This is a genomic window from Pseudosulfitobacter sp. DSM 107133, from assembly GCF_022788695.1.
Classification (GTDB): Bacteria; Pseudomonadota; Alphaproteobacteria; order Rhodobacterales; family Rhodobacteraceae; genus Pseudosulfitobacter.
The window spans coordinates 3,208,123-3,229,976 of the sequence record NZ_CP085154.1; the positions used below are offsets into that span (position 1 = coordinate 3,208,123).

Here is a 21,854-nt window from a genome sequence, read left to right on the forward strand (position 1 = left end):
CGCACCCCCTGCCAGAGCGATGACGCATTTTGCGCCACTTTACGGCACCTGTTTCAGGGTCCCGCGCCAAAACTCTTGCAATGCAAGGCTTTGCCCGCCTAGGCTGATTGCCAACACGCCCGCGCGCCGTCTACGCCACATCGACGTCGCGCCTTGTCGGGCCTTGGTAGGGTGGCAGGTCAGAACCACATGAACGTGTCTTTTCGTCTGAACGGAGAGGACGTCACGGCGACAGATGTCACCCCCACGACGACACTCCTCGACTGGCTGCGCGAAACGCGCGGCCTGACCGGCACCAAGGAAGGCTGCAACGAAGGCGATTGCGGGGCCTGTTCGGTGATCGTCACCGATGCCGACAGCGCCCGCCCGCTGAACGCCTGCATCCTGTTCCTGCCACAACTGCAGGGCAAAGCCATTCGCACCGTCGAAGGTATCAGCGCCCCCGATGGCACCCTGCACCCGGTGCAACAGGCGATGATCGACCACCATGGATCGCAATGCGGATTCTGCACGCCCGGATTTATCACCACGATGGCGGCCAACCACCTGAACGGACGCACCGACCATGACACCGCGCTGGCGGGCAACCTGTGCCGCTGCACCGGCTATGCCCCGATCGTCCGCGCCGCAAAAGCGGCCCAAAGCGCCCCCGTCCCCGCCCATATGCACGACACCCCGCTTCTTTTGGCCCCAAATATCCCGGGGGAGCCGCAGGCGGGGGCAGCGCCCCCAAGCCACCCCACAACCCTCGACGCCTTTGCCGACTGGTACGCCGCCCACCCCGACACCACGCTGATCGCGGGTGCCACGGATGTGGGCCTGTGGGTGACCAAACAAATGCGTGATCTGGGGCAGACCGCGTTCCTGAGCCATGTGGACGGCCTGCGCGGTGTGACGGTCAGCGACGACGTGATCACCATCGGCGCGATGACCACTCTGTCGGACTTGCACCCCGTTATGGCCGAACACCACCCGACCTTTGCCGAGCTGATCCGCCGCTATGGATCCGCGCAGGTGCGCAATGCTGCGACCATCGGCGGCAATGTCGCCAACGGCTCGCCCATTGGCGACGGGCCACCGGCGCTGATCGCGCTGGATGCGACGCTGCACCTTCAACGCGGTGCAGAAACGCGCAGCCTGCCCATTGTCGATTTCTTCATCGACTACGGCAAACAGGACCGCCAAAAGGGCGAATTCCTGACCCACATCACCCTGCCACGGGGTGCAGACCACCTGCGCTGCTACAAGCTGTCGAAACGGTTTGATCAGGACATTTCCGCCGTTTGCGGATGCTTCTGGATTGAAGTTGCGGATGGCACGGTCAAAACCGCCCGTCTTGCCTTTGGCGGCATGGCCGCAACCCCGAAACGCGCGCACAAGGCCGAAGCGGCGCTGACCGGCCAGCCGTGGAGCCACGACACTGTCCGCGACGCAATGGCCGCACTGACGCAAGACTTTACCCCCCTCTCCGACATGCGCGCCAGTGCCGCCTACCGGATGGAGGCCGCGCAGAACATGCTGCTGCGGGCATGGTCCGAAGACCAAGGCGCGCCAACATCGGTGCTGGAGGTCCGCGCATGAGTGTCGCCCGACCCCTGCCCCACGACGCCGCCCGCCTGCATGTGACGGGGGCCGCCCGCTATGTCGATGACATCCCAACGCCTCGGGATACGCTGCATCTGGCCTTTGGCACCAGCACCGTCGCTGCCGGAACGCTGACTGCGCTCGACCTTGAGGCGGTGCGCGCCGCCCCCGGTGTGGTTGCGGTGATGACGGCTGCCGATCTGCCCTTTGACAACGATGTGTCGCCCTCGAACCATGACGAGCCGCTGCTGGCGACGGATGCTGTGCACTATCTTGGCCAGCCGCTGTTTCTGGTCATCGCCACCAGCCACGGTGCCGCGCGCCGCGCGGCGCGTCTGGGCGATGCCACGATCGAAAAGACCACCCCGATCCTGACCATAGAACAGGCTGAAGCCGCCGACAGCCGGTTCGAGGACGGCCCACGCATCTATGCGCGCGGCGATCTCGACGCAGGCTTTGCCGATGCCCCGCACCGTCTGTCTGGCGTGATGGAGATCGGCGGGCAGGAACACTTTTACCTCGAAGGGCAAGCTGCGCTCGCCCTGCCCGGTGACAACGGCGACATGCATGTGCATTCGTCCACCCAGCACCCGTCGGAAATCCAGCACAAGGTGGCCGAGGCCATCGGGCAGCACATGCACGCCGTGCGGGTCGAGACGCGGCGCATGGGCGGCGGGTTTGGGGGCAAGGAAAGCCAGGGCAACGCGCTTGCGGTTGCCTGCGCGATAGCCGCCCGCGCGACGGGCCGCCCCTGCAAGATGCGCTATGACCGTGATGATGACATGATCATCACCGGCAAGCGCCACGATTTCCGCATCACCTATGACGTGGCTTATGACGACGCGGGGCGCATTCTGGCGCTGGACGTGCGCCACGACACCCGCTGTGGCTGGGCGATGGACCTTTCGCTGCCGGTGGCAGACCGCGCGATGCTGCACGCCGACAATGCCTATCACCTGCCTGCGGTGCGTATCACCAGCCACCGCTGGAAAACCAACCACCAGTCCGCCACCGCCTTTCGCGGCTTTGGCGGGCCGCAGGGGATGCTGGGGATGGAGCGGATCGTCGATCACGTGGCCCATGCCCTGCGCGCCGATCCGACGGCGGTGCGGCGGGCAAACTTTTATGCCTCCGGCGGGGATATTTCCGGCCAAAAGATACAGACCACACCCTACGGGCAAGAGGTGGACGACTTCATCGGCCACGAGATGCTGGCACGGCTGGAGGAAAGCTCGGACTATGCCGCGCGGCGGGCGGCGGTGGATGCGTGGAACGCGCGCGGCGGTGTGATCCGCAAGGGGCTGGCGCTGACGCCGGTGAAGTTCGGGATTTCGTTCACGCTGACGCATCTTAATCAGGCGGGGGCGCTTGTGCATGTCTATGCCGACGGGTCGGTCCATCTGAACCACGGCGGCACAGAGATGGGGCAAGGGTTGTTCCAGAAGGTGGCGCAGGTGGCGGCCAGCCGGTTCGGGGTGCCGATGGAGGCCGTGCGGATCACGGCGACGGACACGGCCAAGGTGCCCAACACATCCGCCACGGCGGCGTCGTCCGGGTCTGACCTGAACGGGATGGCGGTGCGCAATGCCTGCGACACCATACGGGAACGGATCGAGCTGCATCTGGCGCAGTTGCATCAATGCAGCCCTGCCGATGTGGTGTTCAAGAACGGACGGGTGACGGCGGGTGGCGCCGACTACAGCTTTGCCGAGGTGGCGGCACTGGCGCATCAGGCGCGGATCAGCCTGTCGTCGACCGGCTTTTACAAAACGCCCGAGATTTCGTGGGACCGGATCAAGGGACACGGCCGCCCGTTCTTTTACTTTGCTTACGGCGTTGCGGCGGTCGAGGTGGCCGTGGACACGCTGACCGGCGAGAACCGGATGCTGCGGGCGGATATCCTGCATGATGCCGGTGCGTCGCTGAACCCGGCGCTGGACATCGGACAGGTCGAGGGCGGGTTCATTCAGGGCGCGGGCTGGCTGACGACCGAGGAACTGGTCTGGGACGACACCGGCGCGTTGCGCACCCATGCGCCGTCGACCTACAAGATCCCCGCCTGCGGCGACCGGCCCGAGGTGTTCAACGTGGCGTTGTGGGACGGCGAGAACCGCGCCGATACGATTTACAAATCCAAGGCGGTGGGCGAGCCGCCCTTGATGCTGGGCATTGCCACTTTGATGGCCCTGTCGGATGCGGTGGCCTCTTGTGGCGACGCCTATCCCGATCTGCACGCGCCCGCCACCGCCGAACAGATGCTGGCCGCCGTTCACCGGGCGCGCGGCGCATGATGGATCTGGATGCCATTGGCAACGCCATCGAGACACAGGACCGCGTCGTGCGGATTGTGCTGGCCGACGTGCGCGGGTCGGCCCCCCGAACGGCGGGCACGTCGATGCTGGTCTGGGGTGACGGTCTGTCGGGCACCATCGGCGGCGGGCGGCTGGAGTTGGAAGCGATCCGCCATGCGCGCGCGATGCTGGAACAGGACGCCCCGCCCGCGCGGGTCGAAAAGCTGGCGCTTGGGCCGACGCTGAACCAGTGCTGCGGCGGGGCTGTGGTGATCGTGCTGGAATGGTTCGACGCGGCGCGGTTTCGGGCCATCGGGACAGAATATGCAGGCGTCTGGGCGCGACGGGTCAAAGGCGCCGAGGACATGCCCACACTGATGCAACGCGCCTGTGCACGGGCCGCTGACGGCGGCCTACCGCTGCCTGCGATGTATCAGGGCGGCTGGATGGCGGAGTCGCTGTGGCAGGAACGTCAGCAGGTGGTGATTTACGGTGCGGGCCATGTGGGGCGGGCGCTGGCTGGTGTCCTGAACGGGCTGCCGCAGTACGACGTGCTGGTCAGCGATGTGCGCGCGGGCGAACTGGCGCAATTGCCGGGTGCGATTGCCCGCACCGATGCGGTGCCCACCGACGTACTGGCGGGTGCCGATGACAGCGCTGCGCATTACATCATGACGCCCGAACATGACTATGATCTGGAACTGTGCCACCATCTGCTGGGCCGCGAGTTTGCCTTTGCGGGGCTGATCGGGTCGGCCACCAAATGGGCGCGGTTTCGCAGCCGTCTGGCGGCGCTGGGTCACGCCCCTGCCCGAATTGACCGCATTACCTGCCCCATCGGCGATCCGGCCCTTGGAAAACATCCCAAAGCCATTGCCGTCGGCGTGGCCGCACAGCTACTACTGTTGCGCAAGCCTTTGCCTGCCAAGACGAAAGAGATCGCATGACAGCCCTTCTGGACCTTTCCGGCGTGACCAAAGCCTATCCGGGCGTGGTGGCCAACGACAACGTCAGCCTGACCATCCAACCGGGTGAAGTCCACGCACTGCTGGGCGAGAACGGCGCCGGGAAATCGACGCTGGTCAAGATGATCTACGGGTTGGTGAAACCCGACGCGGGGCAGATGGCGCTGAACGGGGCGGGCTTTGCCCCTGCGGACCCGCGCGCGGCGCGGGCGGCGGGGATCGGCATGGTGTTTCAGCACTTCTCGCTGTTCGACGCGCTGAGTGTGGCCGAGAACATCGCGCTGGGGATGGAGAACGCACCGCCGATGCGCCAGCTTGCGGCAGAGATCAAAACAGTGTCGGAGACCTATGGCCTGCCACTGGCACCGCATCGTCTGGTGGGGGACCTGTCAGCAGGCGAACGCCAGAGGGTCGAGATCATCCGCTGCCTGCTGCAAGAGCCCAAGCTGCTGATCATGGACGAGCCCACGAGCGTGCTGACCCCGCAAGAGGTCGAGATCCTGTTCAAGACCCTGCGCAAGCTGTCCGCCGAAGGCACGGCGATCCTGTATATCTCGCACAAGCTGGAGGAAATCCGCAGCCTGTGCGACGCCGCCACGATCCTGCGACTGGGCAAGGTGGTGGGGCATTGCATTCCGCGCGACACGTCGGCCGCGGAAATGGCCGAGATGATGGTGGGCAGCGCGCTGAAGCCTCCGCAAAAGGTGGCGGGGCCGGTGGGCGATGTGCTGCTGGAACTGCGCGGGCTGTCCTTGCCGCCCGCTTCGACCTTCGGGATGCCCTTGCGCGAGATTTCGGTTTCGGTGCGCGCGGGCGAAGTTCTGGGCATTGGCGGCGTGGCAGGCAACGGGCAGGACGAGCTGTTGTCGGCCTTGTCAGGTGAGGTGCATGTGCCTGCTGGAACAGTGTTCTTCAAAGGTGTCGACATGGGCCGGATGGGGCCGAACGCGCGACGCGCCGCGGGGCTTTTGACGGCGCCCGAAGAACGGCTGGGCCATGCCGCCGCCCCCGACATGTCGCTGACCGAAAATGCGATGCTGACCGGCGCTGCACGTCAGAAACTGGAAAACAACGGCCTGTTGAACTGGGGCGCGGCGCGACGCTTTGCCGAGCAGATCATCACCGATTTCGACGTGCGTACGCCGGGACCTGGCAATGCAGCGCGTGCGCTGTCGGGGGGCAACCTACAGAAGTTCGTGATCGGGCGCGAGATATTGCAACGCCCTGAAGTGCTGGTCGTAAACCAGCCGACATGGGGGGTCGATGCCTCGGCGGCGGCAGCGATCCGGCAGGCGCTGCTGGATCTGGCCGAAGGGGGGGCGGCGGTCATCGTGATCTCGCAGGATCTGGACGAACTGATGGAAATTTCGGACAACTTTGCGGCCCTGAACGAAGGTCGGCTGAGTGCGGTGCGCCCCGCAGCAGGGCTGAGCGTGGCCGAGATCGGTCAGATGATGGGCGGCGCGCATGGGATGGAGGTGGCCCATGTGTGAGCTTTGGAAATGTGGCAAGCCGGCCCTTCGGGGAGAGTTTGTCTTGCAAGATGAAATTGGGGGCAGCCAATGATCCGGCTTGAGAAACGGCCACAACCCAGCCGACAAATGGCGCTGGCCACACCGCTGCTGGCGGTGCTGGCGACGATGGTGTTTGGCGGGCTGCTGTTCGCGGTGCTGGGCAAGGACCCAGTGCAGTCGATCCTGACGATTTTCTGGCAACCGCTGTTTGGCGAATTCGCGTTCTATTACCGACCGCAACTGCTGGTCAAAGGCGCGCCGCTGGTGCTGATCGCCATGGGTCTGGCGCTGGGGTTTCGCGCGGGCATCTGGAACATCGGGGCAGAAGGGCAATACATCATGGGGGCCATCTGCGGTGCCGCCGTGGCGCTGGCGTTCTATCCGCTGGACGCGTGGTGGATTTTCCCGCTGATGGTCATTTGTGGCGGTCTGGGCGGGTTCCTGTGGGCAATGATACCGGGGCTGTTGAAAGTGAAATTCGGCACCAATGAAATTCTGGTCAGCCTGATGCTGGTCTATGTGGCCGAGCAGTTCCTGTCGTCGATGTCGCTTGGGCTGCTCAAGAACCCCGAAGGCTACGGCTTTCCCGGCTCGCGGAACCTGCAACAATATGCGTCCGCCCATAACGCCGAGATCATTGCCGGTTCGGGGATGCATTGGGGCGTGGTGGCTGCGCTGATCGCGGTGATCTTTGCCTATGTGCTGCTGACGCGGCACCGGTTGGGTTTTGCCATTCGGGTCACGGGCGAGGCCCCGCGTGCCGCGCGGTTCGGCGGCGTGAACCCCGCGCGGCTGGTGCTGTTCTGTCTGGGTGCGTCAGGGATGCTGGCGGGGCTGGCCGGCATGTTCGAGGTCGCAGGCCCTGCGGGCCAGATCACCATCGACTTTAACGTGGGCTACGGGTTTACCGCGATCATCGTGGCTTTTCTGGGCCGTTTGCATCCCATTGGTATCCTGCTGGCCGGGGCGTTGATGGCGCTGACCTATATCGGGGGCGACATCGCGCAATCGCAGCTTGGACTGCCCGCCGCCGCCATTCAGGTGTTTCAGGGCATGTTGTTGTTTTTCCTGTTGGCGCTGGACGTGCTGACCAACTACAGGCTGCGCTTTGGCGCGGCAGAGGTGGCGTGATGGACCTGTCTGTTATCAATCCGATCCTGCTTCTGGCGGCCCTGATGAGCGCCGCCACCCCGATCCTTCTGGCCGCCACGGGCGAGCTGGTGGTGGAGCGTGCGGGCGTTCTGAACCTGGGCGTCGAGGGCATGATGATCGTCGGCGCAATCGCGGGCTTTATCGTGGCGGTCAACACCGGATCGCCCGCGTTGGGGTTCATTGGTGCGGCGGCTGGCGGTGCGGTGCTGTCGCTGTTGTTCGTGTTCCTCACGCAGGTGGCGCTGGCCAATCAGGTGGCGTCCGGCCTTGGGCTGACGCTGTTCGGGTTGGGCCTGTCGGCGCTGATGGGGCAAAGCTATGTGGGGGTGAAACCGCCGCGCATGGCCGATCTGGACCTTGGCCCGCTCAGCGATATTCCGGTGCTGGGCCGCATCCTGTTCAGCCACGATGCCATGGTCTATATCGGTCTGCTGATCGTGCTGGGTGTCTGGGCCGGATTGAAATTCACCCGCGCCGGTCTGGTTCTGCGCGCCGTGGGGGAAAACCACGATGCCGCACATGCGCTGGGGTACAAGGTCAAACGCATCCGTACGCTTGCGATCCTGTTCGGCGGCGCCTGCGCGGGGATGGGCGGGGCCTATATTTCCCTGATCCGTGTGCCGCAATGGACCGAAGGCATGACCGCCGGTGTCGGCTGGATCGCTCTGGCGCTGGTTGTCTTTGCTTCGTGGAAGCCCTGGCGGGTCCTGCTGGGCGCCTATCTTTTCGGCGGCATCACCCAGCTTCAGCTGAATCTGCAAGGCGCGGGCGTTGCCATACCGGTCGAGTATCTGGCAATGTCACCTTACATCGTAACGATCATCGTTCTGGTGATCCTGTCTGCTGACAAATCCCGCGCACCGGGTTCTCTGGGGCGCATTTTCCATGCCTCGCATTGAGGCCAATAAACCGGGGAGTATAACACTCATGACCTTCACCAAACTGATGGCCACGGCGGCGTTGACGCTGGGCCTTGCCACGGGCGCTTTTGCCCAGGACAAGACCAAGGTTGGTTTTGTCTTTGTCGGCCCCGTCGGCGACGGCGGCTGGACCTACGAGCACAACCAGGGGCGTCTGGCCCTGGAAGAAGAGTTCGGCGACAAGGTCGAAACCGTCTACGTGGAAAGCGTGGCCGAAGGCCCCGACAGCGAACGTGTGATGACGCAGATGGCGCTGGATGGGGCCGACCTGATCTTTACCACGTCGTTTGGCTATATGGACCCGACGATCAACGTTGCGGCCAAATTCCCGAACGTGAAGTTCGAGCACGCCACCGGCTACAAGCGCGCAGACAACGTTTCGACCTACTCGGCCCGCTTCTATGAAGGCCGCGCCATTCAGGGGCACATCGCCGGTGCGATGACCAAATCGAACATCGTCGGTTATATCGGGTCCTTCCCCATCCCCGAAGTCATTCGTGGCATCAACTCGGCCTATATCCACGCCAAGAAGGTAAACCCTGACGTCCAGTTCAAGATCATCTGGGCTTACACATGGTTTGACCCGGCCAAGGAAGCCGACGCCGCCAAGGTTCTGATCGAACAGGGCGCAGACGTGATCCTGCAACACACCGACTCGACCGCGCCGCAGGCTGCCGCGCAAAAGGCGGGCAACGTCATCACCTTTGGTCAGGCATCCGATATGGGGCAATACGCGCCGCTGCCGCGCGTGTCCTCGATCATCGACAACTGGGCCCCCTATTACATCGCCCGCACCAAGGCCGTGATGGACGGCACATGGACTTCGACAGACACATGGGACGGTATCGGGCCGGGCATGGTTGGCATTGGCGAGATTTCCGACGCTGTGCCCGCCGAAGTCAAAGCCGAGGCGCTGGCGCTGAAAGACAAGATCGCATCGGGTGAATACCACCCCTTCACCGGCCCGCTGAAAAAGCAGGACGGCAGCGACTGGCTGGCCGAGGGCGAGACCGCCGATGACGGCACATTGGCTGGCATGAACTTCTATGTCGAAGGCATCGAAGGCGATATTCCGCAATAAGATGCGTTTGAGCTGAAACGTCAAAAGGCCCCGGCAATGTCCGGGGCCTTTTCATATCTGGCGGGCAGCTTCGTAAGCCCTGGGGTCTGGACCCTAATGCGCCATCATTTCTGCGGCGATCTGTGCGCCGCTTTTCGCGGTTGGATAATAGGTCGGCCAGTTGGTCACCTCGTCCAGCAGGGCGGCGCGGTCATCGCCCCAGTACAGATGGAAGTGCCCCGCCGTTTGCGGCGCGATGGCGTGGTCACTGAACTGGATAAACGCAGGGGCCTGCGCATCGCCCGCGACCTTTTCAAAGATATAGCGCACGCCGCGATTGCCCGCCTTATAGGTCAGAACTTCGTAGCCGTCGTTTTCATAGGTGCCGCCAAAGGCTTTGCCATCCTGAAAAAATGTCACCGTTTTGCCGTCGATCTTGATATGATCAACATCGGTTTGATAGCCGACCTCGTACATGGCGTGATAGTCGGCGGCTGATTTGTCGCCCTTGGCGGCCTTGTGATCCATGACCGGATCCAGCGTGCCGTCTTGCAGCAGCGGATAGACCGATTGCCAGTCTCCCTGCCAGTCGGCCAGCGTGCGCGGCGCGATCTGGCTGTCGGCAAAATGACCGTGATAGATTTCATCTGCCCCATGCGTATGCATTTCGGCGGCGTGTGTGTGGGAGTGGGCTGTGGTCTGCGCTTGTGCCTGTGGCACGCAAAAGGCCAACGCCCCCAGTGCGACAGCAGCGAGGCGGGTGGGGATCATTTTCTGCATGATACGAATCTCTCTTAAAGCATTTCTAATTTAACCTGAGGCATATCCGGCAGCCTGAAAGTAGTTTGTACACTCCTGCGGGGAGTACATTGCGCAGATTTCGCCAAGGGCTTCGAACACCGAGGTGAATGATCGCGCACTGATGCGTCTGAGGTGAGCCTTCAATTTGGAGAAAGCCAACTCAATCGGGTTCAGGTCTGGCGAATATGGCGGCAGATAGAGGAACCAGCATCCATGAGCCTTGAGCGCCGCAGCGGCTTCTTTGTTGTGATGCGTCGCGAGGTTGTCGAGAACCACGGCTGTGCCTGGCGCGATCTCAGGGATCAGGACCTTTTGCACATAGGCCGCGAAGGCAGGACCATCCATCGCGCCTTTGATCACCCAAGGTGCGATCAGAGACTCATGTGTTAGCCCCGCAATCAGGGTTTGGGTTCCCCAACTGCCGAAGGGCGCATCCATCGTCAGGCGTTCGCCACGCGGGGCCCAGCCGCGCAGCCGGGCGAGGTTCGTTTTGACCGCTGTTTCATCAAGAAAGACAACGCGTTCCGGCATCCGCGCAATGGCTGGCAAACGGTGTGTGAACCAGTCCTCACGTCGTCGCCTCACCTTGGCACGGTGACGTTCGGTAGCGACCAGTGACTTTTTTTGTGCGTGAACCCGAGACGCTTTAGCAGATGCCCGATAGCAGAGTGCTGGACCTGCAGTCCGGTTGCATCAGCAAGCGCATCACGCAGCTCAAACAGTGTGATATCAGGGTCTTGAGCAATCAACTCTTCGAAAAAACCAACATGGGGTGCCAATTTTCCTGACCCTTTTGGACGACCCTGTACGGCAGGATCAGCCCGGCCCGTCGTTTGGATCTGATGCCGCCACCGGGCGCCCGTTGCTGGCGACAGCTTCAAGCGTGCTGCCGCCGCTCGCCCGCTTAACCCTTCCTCAATATATCTCTGAAACCGCGCACGTAGCGCTGATGGCAAAGGTGCTGACATTGTTCATCCTCCCAAACAGGATGAATCACAATCAGGCCAGTTTGGGAATCCCCAGCGATTCAGGTTTTGTTAGAAACGCTTTAGTGTCTGAGAGTGCAGCTATCTCACAAAAGGTTACGTTATAACATATCCAAAATCGCTCCTATTGCACTTTTCCACCGGCTCTGCCGTCACTCTTTGGGCAGGCGTTCCGCCAAGGCAGGCCAGTCGCGCAAAAAGGCGTCGCGCGTCAGGGTGCCGGGTGATCCGTCTTGCTGTTTGGTGGCCTTGGTCAAAGTCGCAAAAACCAGAAACCGGTCGCCCTTTTGCGCCCACCCGACAAACCATCCCCAACCGGCAGCATAGTCAAACGATCTGTCCGCGCGGCGAGGATAGGCGCCGCCGGTCTTGCCCTTGATGTGCCAACCGCCGGCTGTTCGGCCATCGACCGCCGCGCGGGTCAGTGCCATCGCGCGGGGCGTGGCGGGCAATGTACCGCGCAGCAGTCCACGCAAAAATGCCACCTGCTCGCGCGGAGACACCCTAAGCGACGACGCAATCCAGGCCCGCTCAAGCCCGTTGTCGAACCCCGCATCGCCCGTGAAATCGCCGTTGCCAAAGCCATAGGCCAGCGCATGATCGCGCAGCACATCCGCGCCCAGAGCCCGCGTGATCCGTTGAGAATACCAAACCACCGAATACCTGAGCCACCGTTCCGGTGTGGTCGGTTGCCGCCACGCCGCACCGCCCCAGTCGGGATCGCCTTTTTGGGGCTTTAGAACCGGATTTTGGGTATCGCTCAGAAACCCCGTGTCAAAACCGATCAGCGCCAGGGGCACCTTGAAGGTCGAGGCAGGGGTGACGCGGCTGTCGCAATCGCCGCGCTCCAGCAGAACGGCCCCGCTGCGTGCCTCTGCGACCAGCGTGCAAACCTCGGCGGCCTGCGCCATCGCAGCACACAGCCACAGTCCGGCGATCAGGGCCAGCCGCATCATTCCGGCGCCGCGCAAGAGAATGGCAGGAACGACCCCGCCATGCCTTCGGCCACCGCCATCAGCGCCAGCGTATCGGCCAGTTGATACTCGGCCTTGCTGACAGGGCAGACCTGTCCCTGCAAACAGCCCGACGCAAGAAAGTCCGCGTGATCGTCCAGAAACCGCGCGCTGATGCCTGTCATATCCCCCGAAGTCATTTGCGCCCAAGCCAGCGAATAACGGCTGCATTTCTCGACAGTCCACCCGTCGGGCTGTGCCTGTGCCAGCGCGGGTTGCGCCAATATCATGCCGACTGCAATCGTTGCAAAAATCCGTTCCATGGTGGCTCCTGAGCGGGTCATCCCTGATGTGATAATCCTCTGGCGGCAGCACTGCCAACCCGTCGCAGAAAAACGCTGGCACGGCTGCGCGATTTCCCGCTAGCTTATCGCTATGATACGCATCCTCTTTTGCCTTTTGCTGCTTTGTGGCCCTGCCCTTGCCACGCCCTGTACCGATCTGTGGTTCAGCCGGAACCAGACGATCAATCAGGCGGGTTATTGCTTTGGCTCCAACCTGGGACAGGCGCTGTTCGACAATGCCGACTGCACCGGCAAGAACGTCAGCCTCAGCCCCGCACAAAGCCGCATCGTCGCCCAGATCAAGGCCATCGAGAAAACGGTCGGCTGCAAGATCGACACGAAATCTCGCCGGATCGAACTTGATGATCTTACGATCCGCCAACAGCTGACAATACAGCCTGTACTGGATGAATTCCCGTCTGGCTGTGTCGGCTGGACCGGTGGGCAGGTCCTGCTGTATGCGGGCACCAGCAATGCCACGCGCGTGATCGGGTCGGCGCAGGCGGGCGACAACATCTACTTCTCGCACACACCGCAGGACGGTTACCGCTATGTAACGGTGACAAGCAGCACATACGCACTGAAAAGCGGCGGCTGGTTGCGTGACGGGTTTTATCACAGCATGTGCACCCAGAACCTGCCCTGACGTTACGACCTTGCAAAACAGGTTTCCAAGGTCACAGCGCCGTGCCAACGTAGCGGGATGATCACACTTCATCACCTGAACCGGTCCCGCTCTCATCGTATTCTGTGGCTGCTCGAAGAGGCTGGCGCAGAGTACACCGTCAAGCACTACAAACGTGACGAGACAACCAACCTCGCGCCGCCCGAGCTGACCGAAATTCACCCGCTGGGCAAATCCCCGATGATCGAGATGGACGGTCGTCTGATCACCGAAAGCGCTGCCATCGTCGAGGTGATTTGCGCCAAACATGCCCCGCAAATGGTGCCCGAGCGTGATGATCCGGCCTATGTCCAGCATCTGGAACTGATGCACTTTGCCGAAGGGTCCGCGATGACCCCGATCTTGCTGAAACTTTATGTCGGACGACTGGGTGAAGCAGGCGCACCGCTGCATCCGCGCATTCAACAACAGCTTGATTCGCACTTTGGCTATATGAACGACGTGCTGCGCCCTTCGGGCCATTTTGTACTGGATGATCTGTCTGCTGCCGACATCATGCTGAGCTTTCCTGCCGAAATCGCTGTCATGCAGGGCCGTGCCAGGGATTTCCCGCGACTGGCCGATTTCGTCGAACGCATCCACGCCAGTCCTGCCTATCAGCGGGCCACCGCGCAGGGTGCAGACTAAAGGGGCACCTGCCCCGCCTGCACACCATTGCGCCGCTTGCGCGCCCGTGCCACCTTTGGGACATGACACAGCTTACCGCACCCGATGGCACACCCGCCAGCCGCCTGACCTTTGGCGCGATGCAGTTTGGCGGCACCGCCGATGCTGACAATTCTCGCGCCATGTTCGATGCCTGCCGCGGCGCGGGCATCACCCATTTCGACACCGCCAATCTGTACACCGAGGGCCGGTCGGAAACGCTGCTGGCTGACATGATCAAACCCCAGCGCGACAGTCTGGTGATCGCCACCAAGGTTGCCTTTGCCGGCGGTGCCGGTCGTATCAACATCCTTGAACAGTTCGACGTGTCTCGGCAGCGGCTCCAGCTTGATATGGTCGATTTGCTGTATATCCACTGCTTTGACCCCGACACGCCGCTGGAAGAGACAATCGACACGATGGCCCATCTGCAAGCCCAGGGTGCGATCCGCTATATCGGCTTGTCGAACTTTGCCGCCTGGCAGGTGATGAAGGCCCAGGCCATCGCCGCACGGTTCGACACCCGCATCGACGTGATCCAGCCGATGTACAACCTTGTGAAACGTCAGGCCGAAGTCGAGATCATCCCCATGTGCGTCGACCAGAACATCGAGGTGGTGCCCTATTCGCCGCTGGGGGGCGGGCTGCTGACCGGCAAATATGCCTCGGGTGGCACCGGCAGGCTCAGCACGGATGACCGTTATGCGACACGCTATGGCCTGCCCTGGATGCACAAATGCGCCGCCGATCTGGCCGCGCTGGCCGCTGACATGAACGTCTCCCCAGCCACACTTGCCGTGGCATGGGCCGCTGCGCACCCTGCCCGTCCGCGCCCCATCATCTCGGCCCGCAGCGTTGCGCAGTTGCAGCCGTCACTGGACGCAGAAGGTTTCGAAATGACGCCGGAGCTGTATGAGCGCATCACCGCCCTGTCCCAAACGCCACCACCCGCCACCGACCGGCTGGACGACCTGTGAGCGATTTCATCGTCATTGGCGGAGGCATAGCCGGTGTTTCGGCAGCCGCGCGGCTGTCGGCCCATGGCACCGTCACCGTGCTGGAAGCAGAAGAGGCGCTTGGCTATCACGCATCGGGTCGTTCTGCCGCGCTTTACGAACCCAACTATGGGCTGGCATCCATCGTCGCACTCAGCCGTGCCAGCGCCGCCGAACAGCTGCCCTATCTGAGCCCGCGCGGGTTCATGCTGGTGGCGCGCGCAGGCGAGGATGCAGGGTTCGAGGCGGATGCCGCCACCCTGGAATGCCCCGAGATTTCGCTGGAAGAGGCCCGCGCCATGGTGCCGATCCTGAACGATCAGATCACGCGCGCCGCCTATCACGTTGATGCCTTTGACATCGACACCGACCGGATGATCCAGGATTACGCCAGACAAGTGCGGACCAATGGCGGGCAGGTGCTGACCAAATCGCCGGTGACGCAAATCGACTTTTCCGATGGGAGATGGACCGTCACCGCAAGCGGGCAAACGCACAGCGCCCCGACACTGGTCAACGCCGCAGGCGCATGGGCCGATCAGGTGGCCACGCTGGCGGGGATTACCCCCGTCGGCATCACCCCCCTTCGCCGCTCGATGGCGCGCATTCCGGCACCGGGCGGGCACGACATCAGCGGCTGGCCGATCTTCTTTGGTGTCGGTGAGACCTGGTACGCCAAGCCCGATGCCGGATCGCTGCTGGTCTCGCCCGCCGAAGAAGACGCGACCACAGCACACGACGCATGGCCCGACGACATGGTGCTGGCCGAGGGATTGGACCGCTACAGCCAGCACGTCACGACAGAAGTCACACGACTCGAAGCCTCATGGGCCGGCCTGCGCAGTTTTGCCCCCGACCGCCTTCTGGTGTTGGGCCGCGATCCGGTCAATCCCGCCTTTGTCTGGTGCGCAGGCCAGGGAGGCTATGGCTTTCAAACTGCCCCCGCAGCCTCGCAATTGCTGGCCGATCTGCTGAGTGGTCAAACGCCTGTGATCGCCCCCGAAACCGTTGCAACCCTATCCCCCGTCCGTTTTCAGCACTAAGCCCGTTGGAGGCCCGACCATGTCCCTACCCCGCCGTCTTGCCCTGCTGACCCTGCTTGCGCTGGCAGCTTGTGGCGCCCCGCGCGCGCCGGATGGCGTCGTTTTTGCGCCCAGGTTTTCAGACGCGCATCCGGTCGACTTCCGGGGCCGCGCGCCGCAGCGCTATCCGGTGCAGGGCATTGATGCCGCGCGGTTCCAGACATCAATCGACTGGAACACGGCACGGCGCAACGGGGTGAACTTTGCCTTTCTCAAGGCGACCGAAGGCGGTGACCTGCTGGACCCCGCGTTCAAACAGCACTGGCGCGACGCTGGTCGTGCAGGTGTCGAACGGGGGGCCTATCACTTTTATTACTTCTGCACCTCGCCCGAGGATCAGGCCCGCTGGTTCATCCGCAATGTCCCGCGCACAGCAGGCATGTTGCCGCCCGTGCTGGACATGGAATGGAACCCGTTTTCGCCCACATGCGCCCATGTTCGCCCGCCCGCAAGCGAAGTACGCAACCAGATGCGCCGCTGGGTCAAGATCGTCGAGGCCCACTATGGCCTGCGCCCGATCATCTATACCACCCCGAAGTTCTTTGAAGAAAACGGCCTGCGGTCGTTTCGCGGCTATGACTTCTGGCTGCGCTCAACCGCCAAAAGCGTCTCCGAAGCCTATCCGGGCCAACGGTGGAAATTCTGGCAATACTCATCCACGGGACTCATTCCAGGCATCGTCGGCGAGGTTGACCTGAACGTCTATAATGGCAATCGCGCCGAATGGGAGACATGGCTGTCCTCGCACAAGATCTAGGCTTCGCCCAAGCCGCACGACCTTGAACGCGCCCCGCCCTTCATCTTGCCAGAAAAACTCCGGGGGAGGCGCGCCAGCGCCCTGGGGGCAGAGCCCCCATAACTAAAGACAGTGGCAGAGCCCCCGTAACCAAAGACAGTGGCAGAGCCTCCTGACAAAACAGCGTCGCGCCAGCGTCCGCAGGGTCAGACGGTGACGACCTTGCCGGGGTTCAGAATATTGTCAGGGTCCAGCGCCCGTTTGATTGCGACCATGAAATCGGTGGCCTCTCCCAGTTCCTTGACCAGATAGGGCATCTTGCCCTGCCCGATCCCGTGCTCGCCGGTACAGGTGCCATCCATCGCAATCGCCATCTCGGCCAGCCAGCTGACATAGCCCTGGGCCTTTTCCATCTCTTCGGGACTGTTTTCGTCGACCAACAGCAGCGAATGGAAATTGCCGTCCCCCACATGGCCGACGATCGGGGCCATAAAGCCCAGCTCTGCCAGCCGCTCTTGCGCGGCCCCCACAATTTCGGCCAACCGCGAGATCGGCACGCAGACATCCGTCGAAATCCCCTTGGCGCCGGGGCGCAGGTTCAGCGAGGCCCAATAGGCATTGTGCCGTGCTTTCCACAGCGCATTGCGCTCTTCGGTGCTGGTGGTCGCGGTATAGCCATTGCCGCCGAAATCATCTGCAATGGCCCCAAAGGTTTCGGCCTGTTCGACCACGCCCGCATCCGAGCCATGGAATTCCAGCAGCAACAGGGGTGTTTCCGGCAGGTCCAGACCCGAATAGGCATTGCACGCCTTGACCTGAAGCGCATCCAGCAGTTCGATCCGCGCCACGGGAATACCGAACTGGATCACCTGCATCACCGTCTGGCACGCGGCATCGACCGTGGGGAAGGAACAGCGCGCCGAGCTGATGGCCTCGGGAATGCCCTGCAATTTCAGCGTGATCTCGGTGATGATCCCCAGGGTGCCTTCCGATCCGATCAGCAGCCGCGTCAGATCGTAACCTGCCGACGATTTCTTGGCCCGTTGCGCCGTGCGGATGATGCGCCCGTCGGCCATCACCGCTTCCAGCGCCAGCACATTGTCTTTCATGGTGCCATAGCGCACCGCATTGGTCCCCGACGCGCGCGTCGCCGCCATGCCGCCCAGCGATGCATTGGCACCGGGGTCGATGGGAAAGAACAGGCCCTGATCGCGCAGGTGGGTGTTCAGGTCTTCGCGCGTCACGCCGGGCTGGATCACACAGTCGAGGTCTTCCGTGTGCACGTCGATGATCTTGTTCATATTCATCAGATCAATCGAAATTCCGCCCGCGGGCGCATTTACATGCCCCTCAAGCGAGGTGCCGGTGCCAAAGGCGACGACAGGCACCTTGTGGGCCGCACATATCTTGACGATCTCCGAAACCTCTTGGGTCGATTGCGCAAAGACCACCCCATCGGGCATCTGGTTTTGAATCCACGTCGTCGTATGCCCGTGCTGTTCACGCACGGAAGCGCTGGTCTGGAACCGGTCTCCGAATTGCTGTTTCAGCACGCCCGTGACAGTTTCAATGCCGCTTTCGTTGCGCGGCAGGTCAATCGCTTGCACCATTTTGTCTTAGTCTCCCAGCGCGATGCCTTCGCGGCGCGGATCGGCACCACCTTGCAGGCCATCGCCTATTTCAATTGCGTGCAGGCCCGAATTCAAATCCCGCGTGCCCACGTCAAATCCCATCTCGCCAAGCGGCCCTTGCAGGTCGGCGGCGCTTGTCCCTGTTTCCAGGTCGTAGGCACCAAAACGGTTGACCGCATGGGGCATCGCCACCGCCTGTTGCACGTCCATACCCCAGGCCAGATGCGCGATGATCGCCTGCGCCACATAGCCGATGATGCGACTGCCCCCGGGGCTGCCGATGGCCAGCACGGGCGCGCCGTCTTTCATCACGATGGTCGGGGCCATCGACGAGCGGGGCCTCTTGCCCGGCTCCAGCCTGTTGGCAATCGGCACGCCGTCGCTGTGGGTGCGAAAGCTGAAATCGGTCAGCTCGTTGTTCAACAGGAACCCGCGCACCATCAGCCGCGAGCCGAAACCGTTTTCAATGGTGGTCGTCATCGACGCCACATTGCCATAGCTGTCCACGATCGAGATGTGCGAGGTCGAGGGCAGCTCGATGCTTTCGTCATCCGCCAGCAGCATCGCGTGGTCCCATGCGGGATTGCCGGGGCTGACCTCGGGCAGTGCATCGTCGCCTGCCAGCAGCTTGGCCCGTTCCGCCAGATAGGCCGGATCAATCAGCCCCTGCGTCGGCATCGGCACGAAATCACTGTCCGCCATGTAGCGCCCGCGGTCGGCAAAGGCCAAACGCGAGGCATCCCCGATCAGCCGCCACGCCTGCGGGTCAGCAGGGCCAAGGGCTGCCAGATCATAATTGTCGAGCATGCCCAGAATCTGGCCCACGGTCAGCGCCCCCGACGAGGGCGGCCCCATGCCGCAAACTTCGTGGCCCTGAAACGGCGCGCAAACAGCTTCGCGTTCACGCGCGGCATATAGGCTGAAATCCATCGGTGTCAGCAAACCGCCCGCAGGCACCGCTGCGTTCACCGTGTCGACAATATCGCGGGCAATCGCACCCGTATAAAAGGCAGCCGGATCGTCCGCCAGGGCCAGCAGCGTGTCGGCATAGGCGACATTGGTCAGCTGGTCGCCCGCCTGCAAGGGTTGCCCCTGCGGCAGGAAATAGCTGGCAGTGCTGTCAAAGCGCGCCAGCCGCTCGGCATCTGCCGCAACCAGCCCAGCCAGACGCGGCGAAACCGCGAAGCCGTCTTGAGCCAGCGCAATGGCGGGCTGCAACAGATCGGCCCAATTGCTTTTGCCCCATTTCGACTGAGCCGTGGCCAGCAACGCGGGCGTGCCCGGCACGCCGACCGACAAACCACCCACGACGGCATCGTAGAACTTCAACGATTCGCCGTCAGCATCCTGAAACCGTGTCGGCGTGGCGGCCAAAGGTGCGGTTTCGCGGCCGTCCAATGTGGTCAGCTTGCCGCTGGCCGCATCGTACCACACCAGAAACGCACCCCCGCCAAGGCCCGAGCTTTGCGGTTCAACCAGCCCCAGCACCGTCTGCACTGCAACCAGCGCATCCGCCGCAGTGCCCCCGGCCGCCAGCACATCGGCCCCCGCCTGCACCGCATGCGGGTTGGCCGCTGCCACCATCCACGTCTTACCCGCCACCGGCACGCCGTCTTCCTTGGCTTGCAGGGCTGCCGCAACCTGTGGCGACATGGCGGCAAACCCGCCCGATGTTGCCGCTTCGGGCTGGACCGCATCGGCGGCCTGCTGGGCCAAAACCGGCCCTGCCGCCAACGCGGCAATCAATGTCAGTGTCTTGCGCATTCTGTTCTCCCCTGGAATCGCTCAGAGCATGGACGGCACGACCTGATCCGGCGGGCGGTGGCCGTCGTCAAATGTCTTGATGTTGATGATAACTTTTTCGCCCATCTCCAACCGGCTTTCCAGCGTGGCCGATCCCATATGCGGCAACAACACCACATTGGGCAGCTCGCGCAGGCGCGGGTTGATGTTGGTGCCGTTCTCGTAAACGTCCAGACCGGCACCCGCGATTTCGCCCGAGCGCAACATCCGCGTCATGGCGTTTTCATCCACCACTTCCCCGCGCGAGGTGTTCACCAGAACCGCGTCTTTCTTCATCAGTTTCAGACGGCGCGCGTTCATCAGATGGAATGTCGAAGGCGTCGAAGGGCAGTTGATGCACAGCACATCCATGCGGGCGACCATCTGGTCCAGACTTTCCCAATAGGTCGCTTGCAGGCTGTCTTCGATCTCGGACCGCAAACGGCGGCGGTTGTGATAATGCACCTGCATGCCAAAGGCAGCCGCGCGCCGCGCGACGGCCTGACCGATGCGGCCCATGCCCAGAATGCCCAGACGCCGCCCCGCGATGCGCCCCCCAAGAAAGGCGGTGGGCGCCCAGCCCTGCCATGTGCCCGACTGCATGGCCGCCAGCCCTTCGGGCATACGGCGTGTCACGGCCAGAATCAGGCCCATCGTCATATCGGCAGTGTCGTCGGTCAGCACGCCCGGTGTGTTGGACACCAATACACCGCGCTGGCGGGCGGTGGCCACGTCGATATTGTCGACCCCGGCCCCATAGTTTGCGATCAGCTTCAACCGGTCCCCGGCCTGGGCGATCATCGCGGCGTCGATCTGGTCGGTGATTGTGGGCACCAGAACATCCGCCACTTTCATGGCCTTGGCCAATTCGTCACGCGTCATCGGCGTGTCGTCCTCACGCAATGTTGTGTTGAACAACTCGCTCAGACGGGTTTCTACCGCTTCGGGCAACCGTCGCGTAACAACAACACTCAGACGTTCCTTTACCATTCGGCACCTCCCGGACTTGGCGCTCAGTATCGCGCCACGCTATGGTGGCCGATGAGAGCGCGAGGCACAAGAACCCGCGCCCACTATATGAGGCAGCTATGGCAGGATTCCTGAAAAGAATTCAAACAGGTGTAATCTGTGCAGCTTTGCTGACGTCGCTGGCCGGCATCGCCAGCGCGCAGGCGCAGGACAAGGGACAGGTCACCAATCTGCCGCTGCCCCGTTTTGTTTCGATGAAAGCCGCAGAAGGCAACGTCCGGCGCGGCCCCTCGCTGACACACCGGATCGACTGGGTGTTCAAACGCCGCGATATGCCCTTGCAGATCACGGCAGAGCATGGCCACTGGAGGCGCGTCGAAGACCGTGACGGGCTGGGCGGCTGGGTGCATTATTCGCTGCTTTCAGGCACGCGCACCGTGATCGTCGAACAGGACTTGATGCCGCTGCACGCCCGCCCCGACCCCGATTCGCCCACGGCTGCGGTGCTGGAAAACGGGGTGATTGCCCGGCTGGGCGAGTGTAACCCGGAATGGTGCTGGCTGACGGCGGGCGGATATCGCGGCTGGGCCCCGAAATCGCGCCTTTGGGGCGTCGCCCCAGACGAAATCCGCGACTAACGGACTAGGGTCAGGACCCATTAATCCTGCACTGTCAGTTCGACAGATTTTTCCGCTGACAAGCAGCATCTGCGCAGGAATAGTGGTTCTATTTCAAACAGATGCGCCGCAGGCTGCGGGA

22 protein-coding genes are annotated in these 21,854 nt (G+C 62.8%); 14 read left to right on the top strand and 8 right to left on the bottom strand.

Annotated features, from left to right (window positions below; translation table 11 throughout):
* Positions 1-189 precede the first annotated feature (189 nt).
* From xdhA to DSM107133_RS16030, 7 genes are all read left to right on the top strand, one after another.
* Positions 190-1,581 carry a xanthine dehydrogenase small subunit gene (gene xdhA, locus DSM107133_RS16000; protein ID WP_114292101.1) on the top strand — a complete coding sequence of 464 codons (1,392 nt, stop codon included), beginning with the start codon at positions 190-192 and terminating at the stop codon, positions 1,579-1,581.
* On the top strand, positions 1,578-3,875 hold the full coding sequence (gene xdhB / locus DSM107133_RS16005) for a xanthine dehydrogenase molybdopterin binding subunit (protein WP_114292100.1): 2,298 nt from the start codon (positions 1,578-1,580) through the stop codon (positions 3,873-3,875). The genes xdhA and xdhB overlap by 4 nt, the downstream gene beginning before the upstream one ends.
* A complete protein-coding gene (gene xdhC / locus DSM107133_RS16010) occupies positions 3,872-4,822 on the top strand; it encodes a xanthine dehydrogenase accessory protein XdhC (protein ID WP_114292099.1) in 951 nt (316 codons plus the stop codon). The genes xdhB and xdhC overlap by 4 nt, the downstream gene beginning before the upstream one ends.
* Complete coding sequence (locus tag DSM107133_RS16015; RefSeq protein WP_114292098.1) at positions 4,819-6,333, top strand: ABC transporter ATP-binding protein; 1,515 nt, start codon at positions 4,819-4,821, stop codon at positions 6,331-6,333. Before xdhC ends, DSM107133_RS16015 begins: the two co-directional genes overlap by 4 nt.
* 69 nt (positions 6,334-6,402) lie before the next feature.
* Positions 6,403-7,485, top strand: a complete 1,083-nt coding sequence (locus DSM107133_RS16020; protein WP_028954935.1) for an ABC transporter permease — start codon at positions 6,403-6,405, stop codon at positions 7,483-7,485.
* Positions 7,485-8,405, top strand: coding sequence for an ABC transporter permease (locus tag DSM107133_RS16025; RefSeq protein WP_028954936.1), 921 nt, complete (start codon positions 7,485-7,487; stop codon positions 8,403-8,405). The genes DSM107133_RS16020 and DSM107133_RS16025 overlap by 1 nt, the downstream gene beginning before the upstream one ends.
* Positions 8,406-8,433: 28 nt before the next feature.
* Complete coding sequence (locus tag DSM107133_RS16030; RefSeq protein WP_114292097.1) at positions 8,434-9,507, top strand: BMP family ABC transporter substrate-binding protein; 1,074 nt, start codon at positions 8,434-8,436, stop codon at positions 9,505-9,507.
* A 93-nt stretch (positions 9,508-9,600) separates the two neighbouring features.
* On the opposite strand, the gene DSM107133_RS16035 is transcribed toward DSM107133_RS16030, so the two are convergent.
* The 3 genes from DSM107133_RS16035 to DSM107133_RS16045 are packed head-to-tail and all read right to left on the bottom strand — an operon-like array spanning position 9,601 to position 11,066.
* On the bottom strand, positions 9,601-10,266 hold the full coding sequence (locus tag DSM107133_RS16035; RefSeq protein ID WP_114292096.1) for a metal-binding protein ZinT: 666 nt from the start codon (positions 10,264-10,266) through the stop codon (positions 9,601-9,603).
* Between the two features lie 30 nt (positions 10,267-10,296).
* Complete coding sequence (locus tag DSM107133_RS16040; RefSeq protein WP_243253569.1) at positions 10,297-10,872, bottom strand: IS630 family transposase; 576 nt, start codon at positions 10,870-10,872, stop codon at positions 10,297-10,299.
* Complete coding sequence (locus DSM107133_RS16045) at positions 10,869-11,066, bottom strand: hypothetical protein (protein WP_114294110.1); 198 nt, start codon at positions 11,064-11,066, stop codon at positions 10,869-10,871. Before DSM107133_RS16045 ends, DSM107133_RS16040 begins: the two co-directional genes overlap by 4 nt.
* Here DSM107133_RS16045 and DSM107133_RS16050 point away from each other — a divergent pair.
* Entirely contained in the window at positions 11,060-11,380 is a 321-nt protein-coding gene (locus DSM107133_RS16050) for a hypothetical protein (protein WP_243253570.1), read from the top strand. The two genes, DSM107133_RS16045 and DSM107133_RS16050, sit on opposite strands and share 7 nt — an antisense overlap.
* A 45-nt stretch (positions 11,381-11,425) precedes the next feature.
* Here DSM107133_RS16050 and blaOXA read toward each other — a convergent pair whose 3' ends face one another.
* Positions 11,426-12,229 (bottom strand): class D beta-lactamase, encoded by an 804-nt coding sequence (blaOXA, locus tag DSM107133_RS16055; RefSeq protein ID WP_114293170.1) that lies wholly within the window; start codon positions 12,227-12,229, stop codon positions 11,426-11,428.
* Positions 12,226-12,549 (bottom strand): hypothetical protein, encoded by a 324-nt coding sequence (locus DSM107133_RS16060; protein WP_114293117.1) that lies wholly within the window; start codon positions 12,547-12,549, stop codon positions 12,226-12,228. Before DSM107133_RS16060 ends, blaOXA begins: the two co-directional genes overlap by 4 nt.
* 112 nt (positions 12,550-12,661) lie before the next feature.
* On the opposite strand from DSM107133_RS16060, the gene DSM107133_RS16065 reads away from it, so the two are divergent.
* From DSM107133_RS16065 to DSM107133_RS16085, 5 genes are all read left to right on the top strand, one after another.
* Positions 12,662-13,216, top strand: a complete 555-nt coding sequence (locus DSM107133_RS16065) for a DUF4453 domain-containing protein (protein WP_240310490.1) — start codon at positions 12,662-12,664, stop codon at positions 13,214-13,216.
* Positions 13,217-13,273: 57 nt separating this feature from the next.
* Positions 13,274-13,882: a glutathione S-transferase gene (locus DSM107133_RS16070; protein ID WP_114293118.1), complete on the top strand. Its 609-nt coding sequence runs from the start codon at positions 13,274-13,276 to the stop codon at positions 13,880-13,882.
* A gap of 62 nt (positions 13,883-13,944) precedes the next feature.
* Positions 13,945-14,877: an aldo/keto reductase gene (locus tag DSM107133_RS16075; protein WP_114293119.1), complete on the top strand. Its 933-nt coding sequence runs from the start codon at positions 13,945-13,947 to the stop codon at positions 14,875-14,877.
* Positions 14,874-15,938 carry an FAD-dependent oxidoreductase gene (locus tag DSM107133_RS16080; RefSeq protein ID WP_114293120.1) on the top strand — a complete coding sequence of 355 codons (1,065 nt, stop codon included), beginning with the start codon at positions 14,874-14,876 and terminating at the stop codon, positions 15,936-15,938. Before DSM107133_RS16075 ends, DSM107133_RS16080 begins: the two co-directional genes overlap by 4 nt.
* A gap of 19 nt (positions 15,939-15,957) precedes the next feature.
* Complete coding sequence (locus DSM107133_RS16085) at positions 15,958-16,734, top strand: GH25 family lysozyme (protein ID WP_114293121.1); 777 nt, start codon at positions 15,958-15,960, stop codon at positions 16,732-16,734.
* Positions 16,735-16,919: 185 nt separating this feature from the next.
* Here the strand turns inward: DSM107133_RS16085 and DSM107133_RS16090 are convergent, their stop codons facing one another.
* The 3 genes from DSM107133_RS16090 to DSM107133_RS16100 are packed head-to-tail and all read right to left on the bottom strand — an operon-like array spanning position 16,920 to position 21,116.
* A complete protein-coding gene (locus DSM107133_RS16090) occupies positions 16,920-18,323 on the bottom strand; it encodes an FAD-linked oxidase C-terminal domain-containing protein (RefSeq protein WP_114293122.1) in 1,404 nt (467 codons plus the stop codon).
* A 6-nt stretch (positions 18,324-18,329) separates the two neighbouring features.
* The gene (gene ggt, locus DSM107133_RS16095; RefSeq protein ID WP_114293123.1) at positions 18,330-20,108 is read right to left on the bottom strand and encodes a gamma-glutamyltransferase; all 1,779 of its coding nucleotides are present in this window, start codon (positions 20,106-20,108) and stop codon (positions 18,330-18,332) included.
* A 21-nt stretch (positions 20,109-20,129) separates the two neighbouring features.
* Positions 20,130-21,116, bottom strand: a complete 987-nt coding sequence (locus DSM107133_RS16100; protein WP_114293124.1) for a D-glycerate dehydrogenase — start codon at positions 21,114-21,116, stop codon at positions 20,130-20,132.
* A gap of 98 nt (positions 21,117-21,214) precedes the next feature.
* On the opposite strand from DSM107133_RS16100, the gene DSM107133_RS16105 reads away from it, so the two are divergent.
* Positions 21,215-21,733 (top strand): SH3 domain-containing protein, encoded by a 519-nt coding sequence (locus DSM107133_RS16105; RefSeq protein ID WP_114293125.1) that lies wholly within the window; start codon positions 21,215-21,217, stop codon positions 21,731-21,733.
* The last annotated feature ends 121 nt before the right edge of the window (positions 21,734-21,854 follow it).

What these genes read in the sequence shown, in the direction of transcription:
- DSM107133_RS16020 (WP_028954935.1), top strand. Translation starts at nt 6,403, where the DNA reads ATGATCCGGCTTGAGAAACGGCCACAACCCAGCCGACAAATGGCGCTG.
- blaOXA (WP_114293170.1), bottom strand. Translation starts at nt 12,229, where the DNA reads ATGATGCGGCTGGCCCTGATCGCCGGACTGTGGCTGTGTGCTGCGATG.
- DSM107133_RS16015 (WP_114292098.1), top strand. Translation starts at nt 4,819, where the DNA reads ATGACAGCCCTTCTGGACCTTTCCGGCGTGACCAAAGCCTATCCGGGC.
- DSM107133_RS16030 (WP_114292097.1), top strand. Translation starts at nt 8,434, where the DNA reads ATGACCTTCACCAAACTGATGGCCACGGCGGCGTTGACGCTGGGCCTT.
- DSM107133_RS16090 (WP_114293122.1), bottom strand. Translation starts at nt 18,323, where the DNA reads ATGGTGCAAGCGATTGACCTGCCGCGCAACGAAAGCGGCATTGAAACT.
- DSM107133_RS16025 (WP_028954936.1), top strand. Translation starts at nt 7,485, where the DNA reads ATGGACCTGTCTGTTATCAATCCGATCCTGCTTCTGGCGGCCCTGATG.
- DSM107133_RS16105 (WP_114293125.1), top strand. Translation starts at nt 21,215, where the DNA reads ATGGCAGGATTCCTGAAAAGAATTCAAACAGGTGTAATCTGTGCAGCT.
- DSM107133_RS16060 (WP_114293117.1), bottom strand. Translation starts at nt 12,549, where the DNA reads ATGGAACGGATTTTTGCAACGATTGCAGTCGGCATGATATTGGCGCAA.
- xdhC (WP_114292099.1), top strand. Translation starts at nt 3,872, where the DNA reads ATGATGGATCTGGATGCCATTGGCAACGCCATCGAGACACAGGACCGC.
- DSM107133_RS16100 (WP_114293124.1), bottom strand. Translation starts at nt 21,116, where the DNA reads ATGGTAAAGGAACGTCTGAGTGTTGTTGTTACGCGACGGTTGCCCGAA.
- DSM107133_RS16070 (WP_114293118.1), top strand. Translation starts at nt 13,274, where the DNA reads ATGATCACACTTCATCACCTGAACCGGTCCCGCTCTCATCGTATTCTG.
- xdhA (WP_114292101.1), top strand. Translation starts at nt 190, where the DNA reads ATGAACGTGTCTTTTCGTCTGAACGGAGAGGACGTCACGGCGACAGAT.
- DSM107133_RS16075 (WP_114293119.1), top strand. Translation starts at nt 13,945, where the DNA reads ATGACACAGCTTACCGCACCCGATGGCACACCCGCCAGCCGCCTGACC.
- ggt (WP_114293123.1), bottom strand. Translation starts at nt 20,108, where the DNA reads ATGCGCAAGACACTGACATTGATTGCCGCGTTGGCGGCAGGGCCGGTT.
- DSM107133_RS16085 (WP_114293121.1), top strand. Translation starts at nt 15,958, where the DNA reads ATGTCCCTACCCCGCCGTCTTGCCCTGCTGACCCTGCTTGCGCTGGCA.
- DSM107133_RS16035 (WP_114292096.1), bottom strand. Translation starts at nt 10,266, where the DNA reads ATGCAGAAAATGATCCCCACCCGCCTCGCTGCTGTCGCACTGGGGGCG.
- DSM107133_RS16065 (WP_240310490.1), top strand. Translation starts at nt 12,662, where the DNA reads ATGATACGCATCCTCTTTTGCCTTTTGCTGCTTTGTGGCCCTGCCCTT.
- xdhB (WP_114292100.1), top strand. Translation starts at nt 1,578, where the DNA reads ATGAGTGTCGCCCGACCCCTGCCCCACGACGCCGCCCGCCTGCATGTG.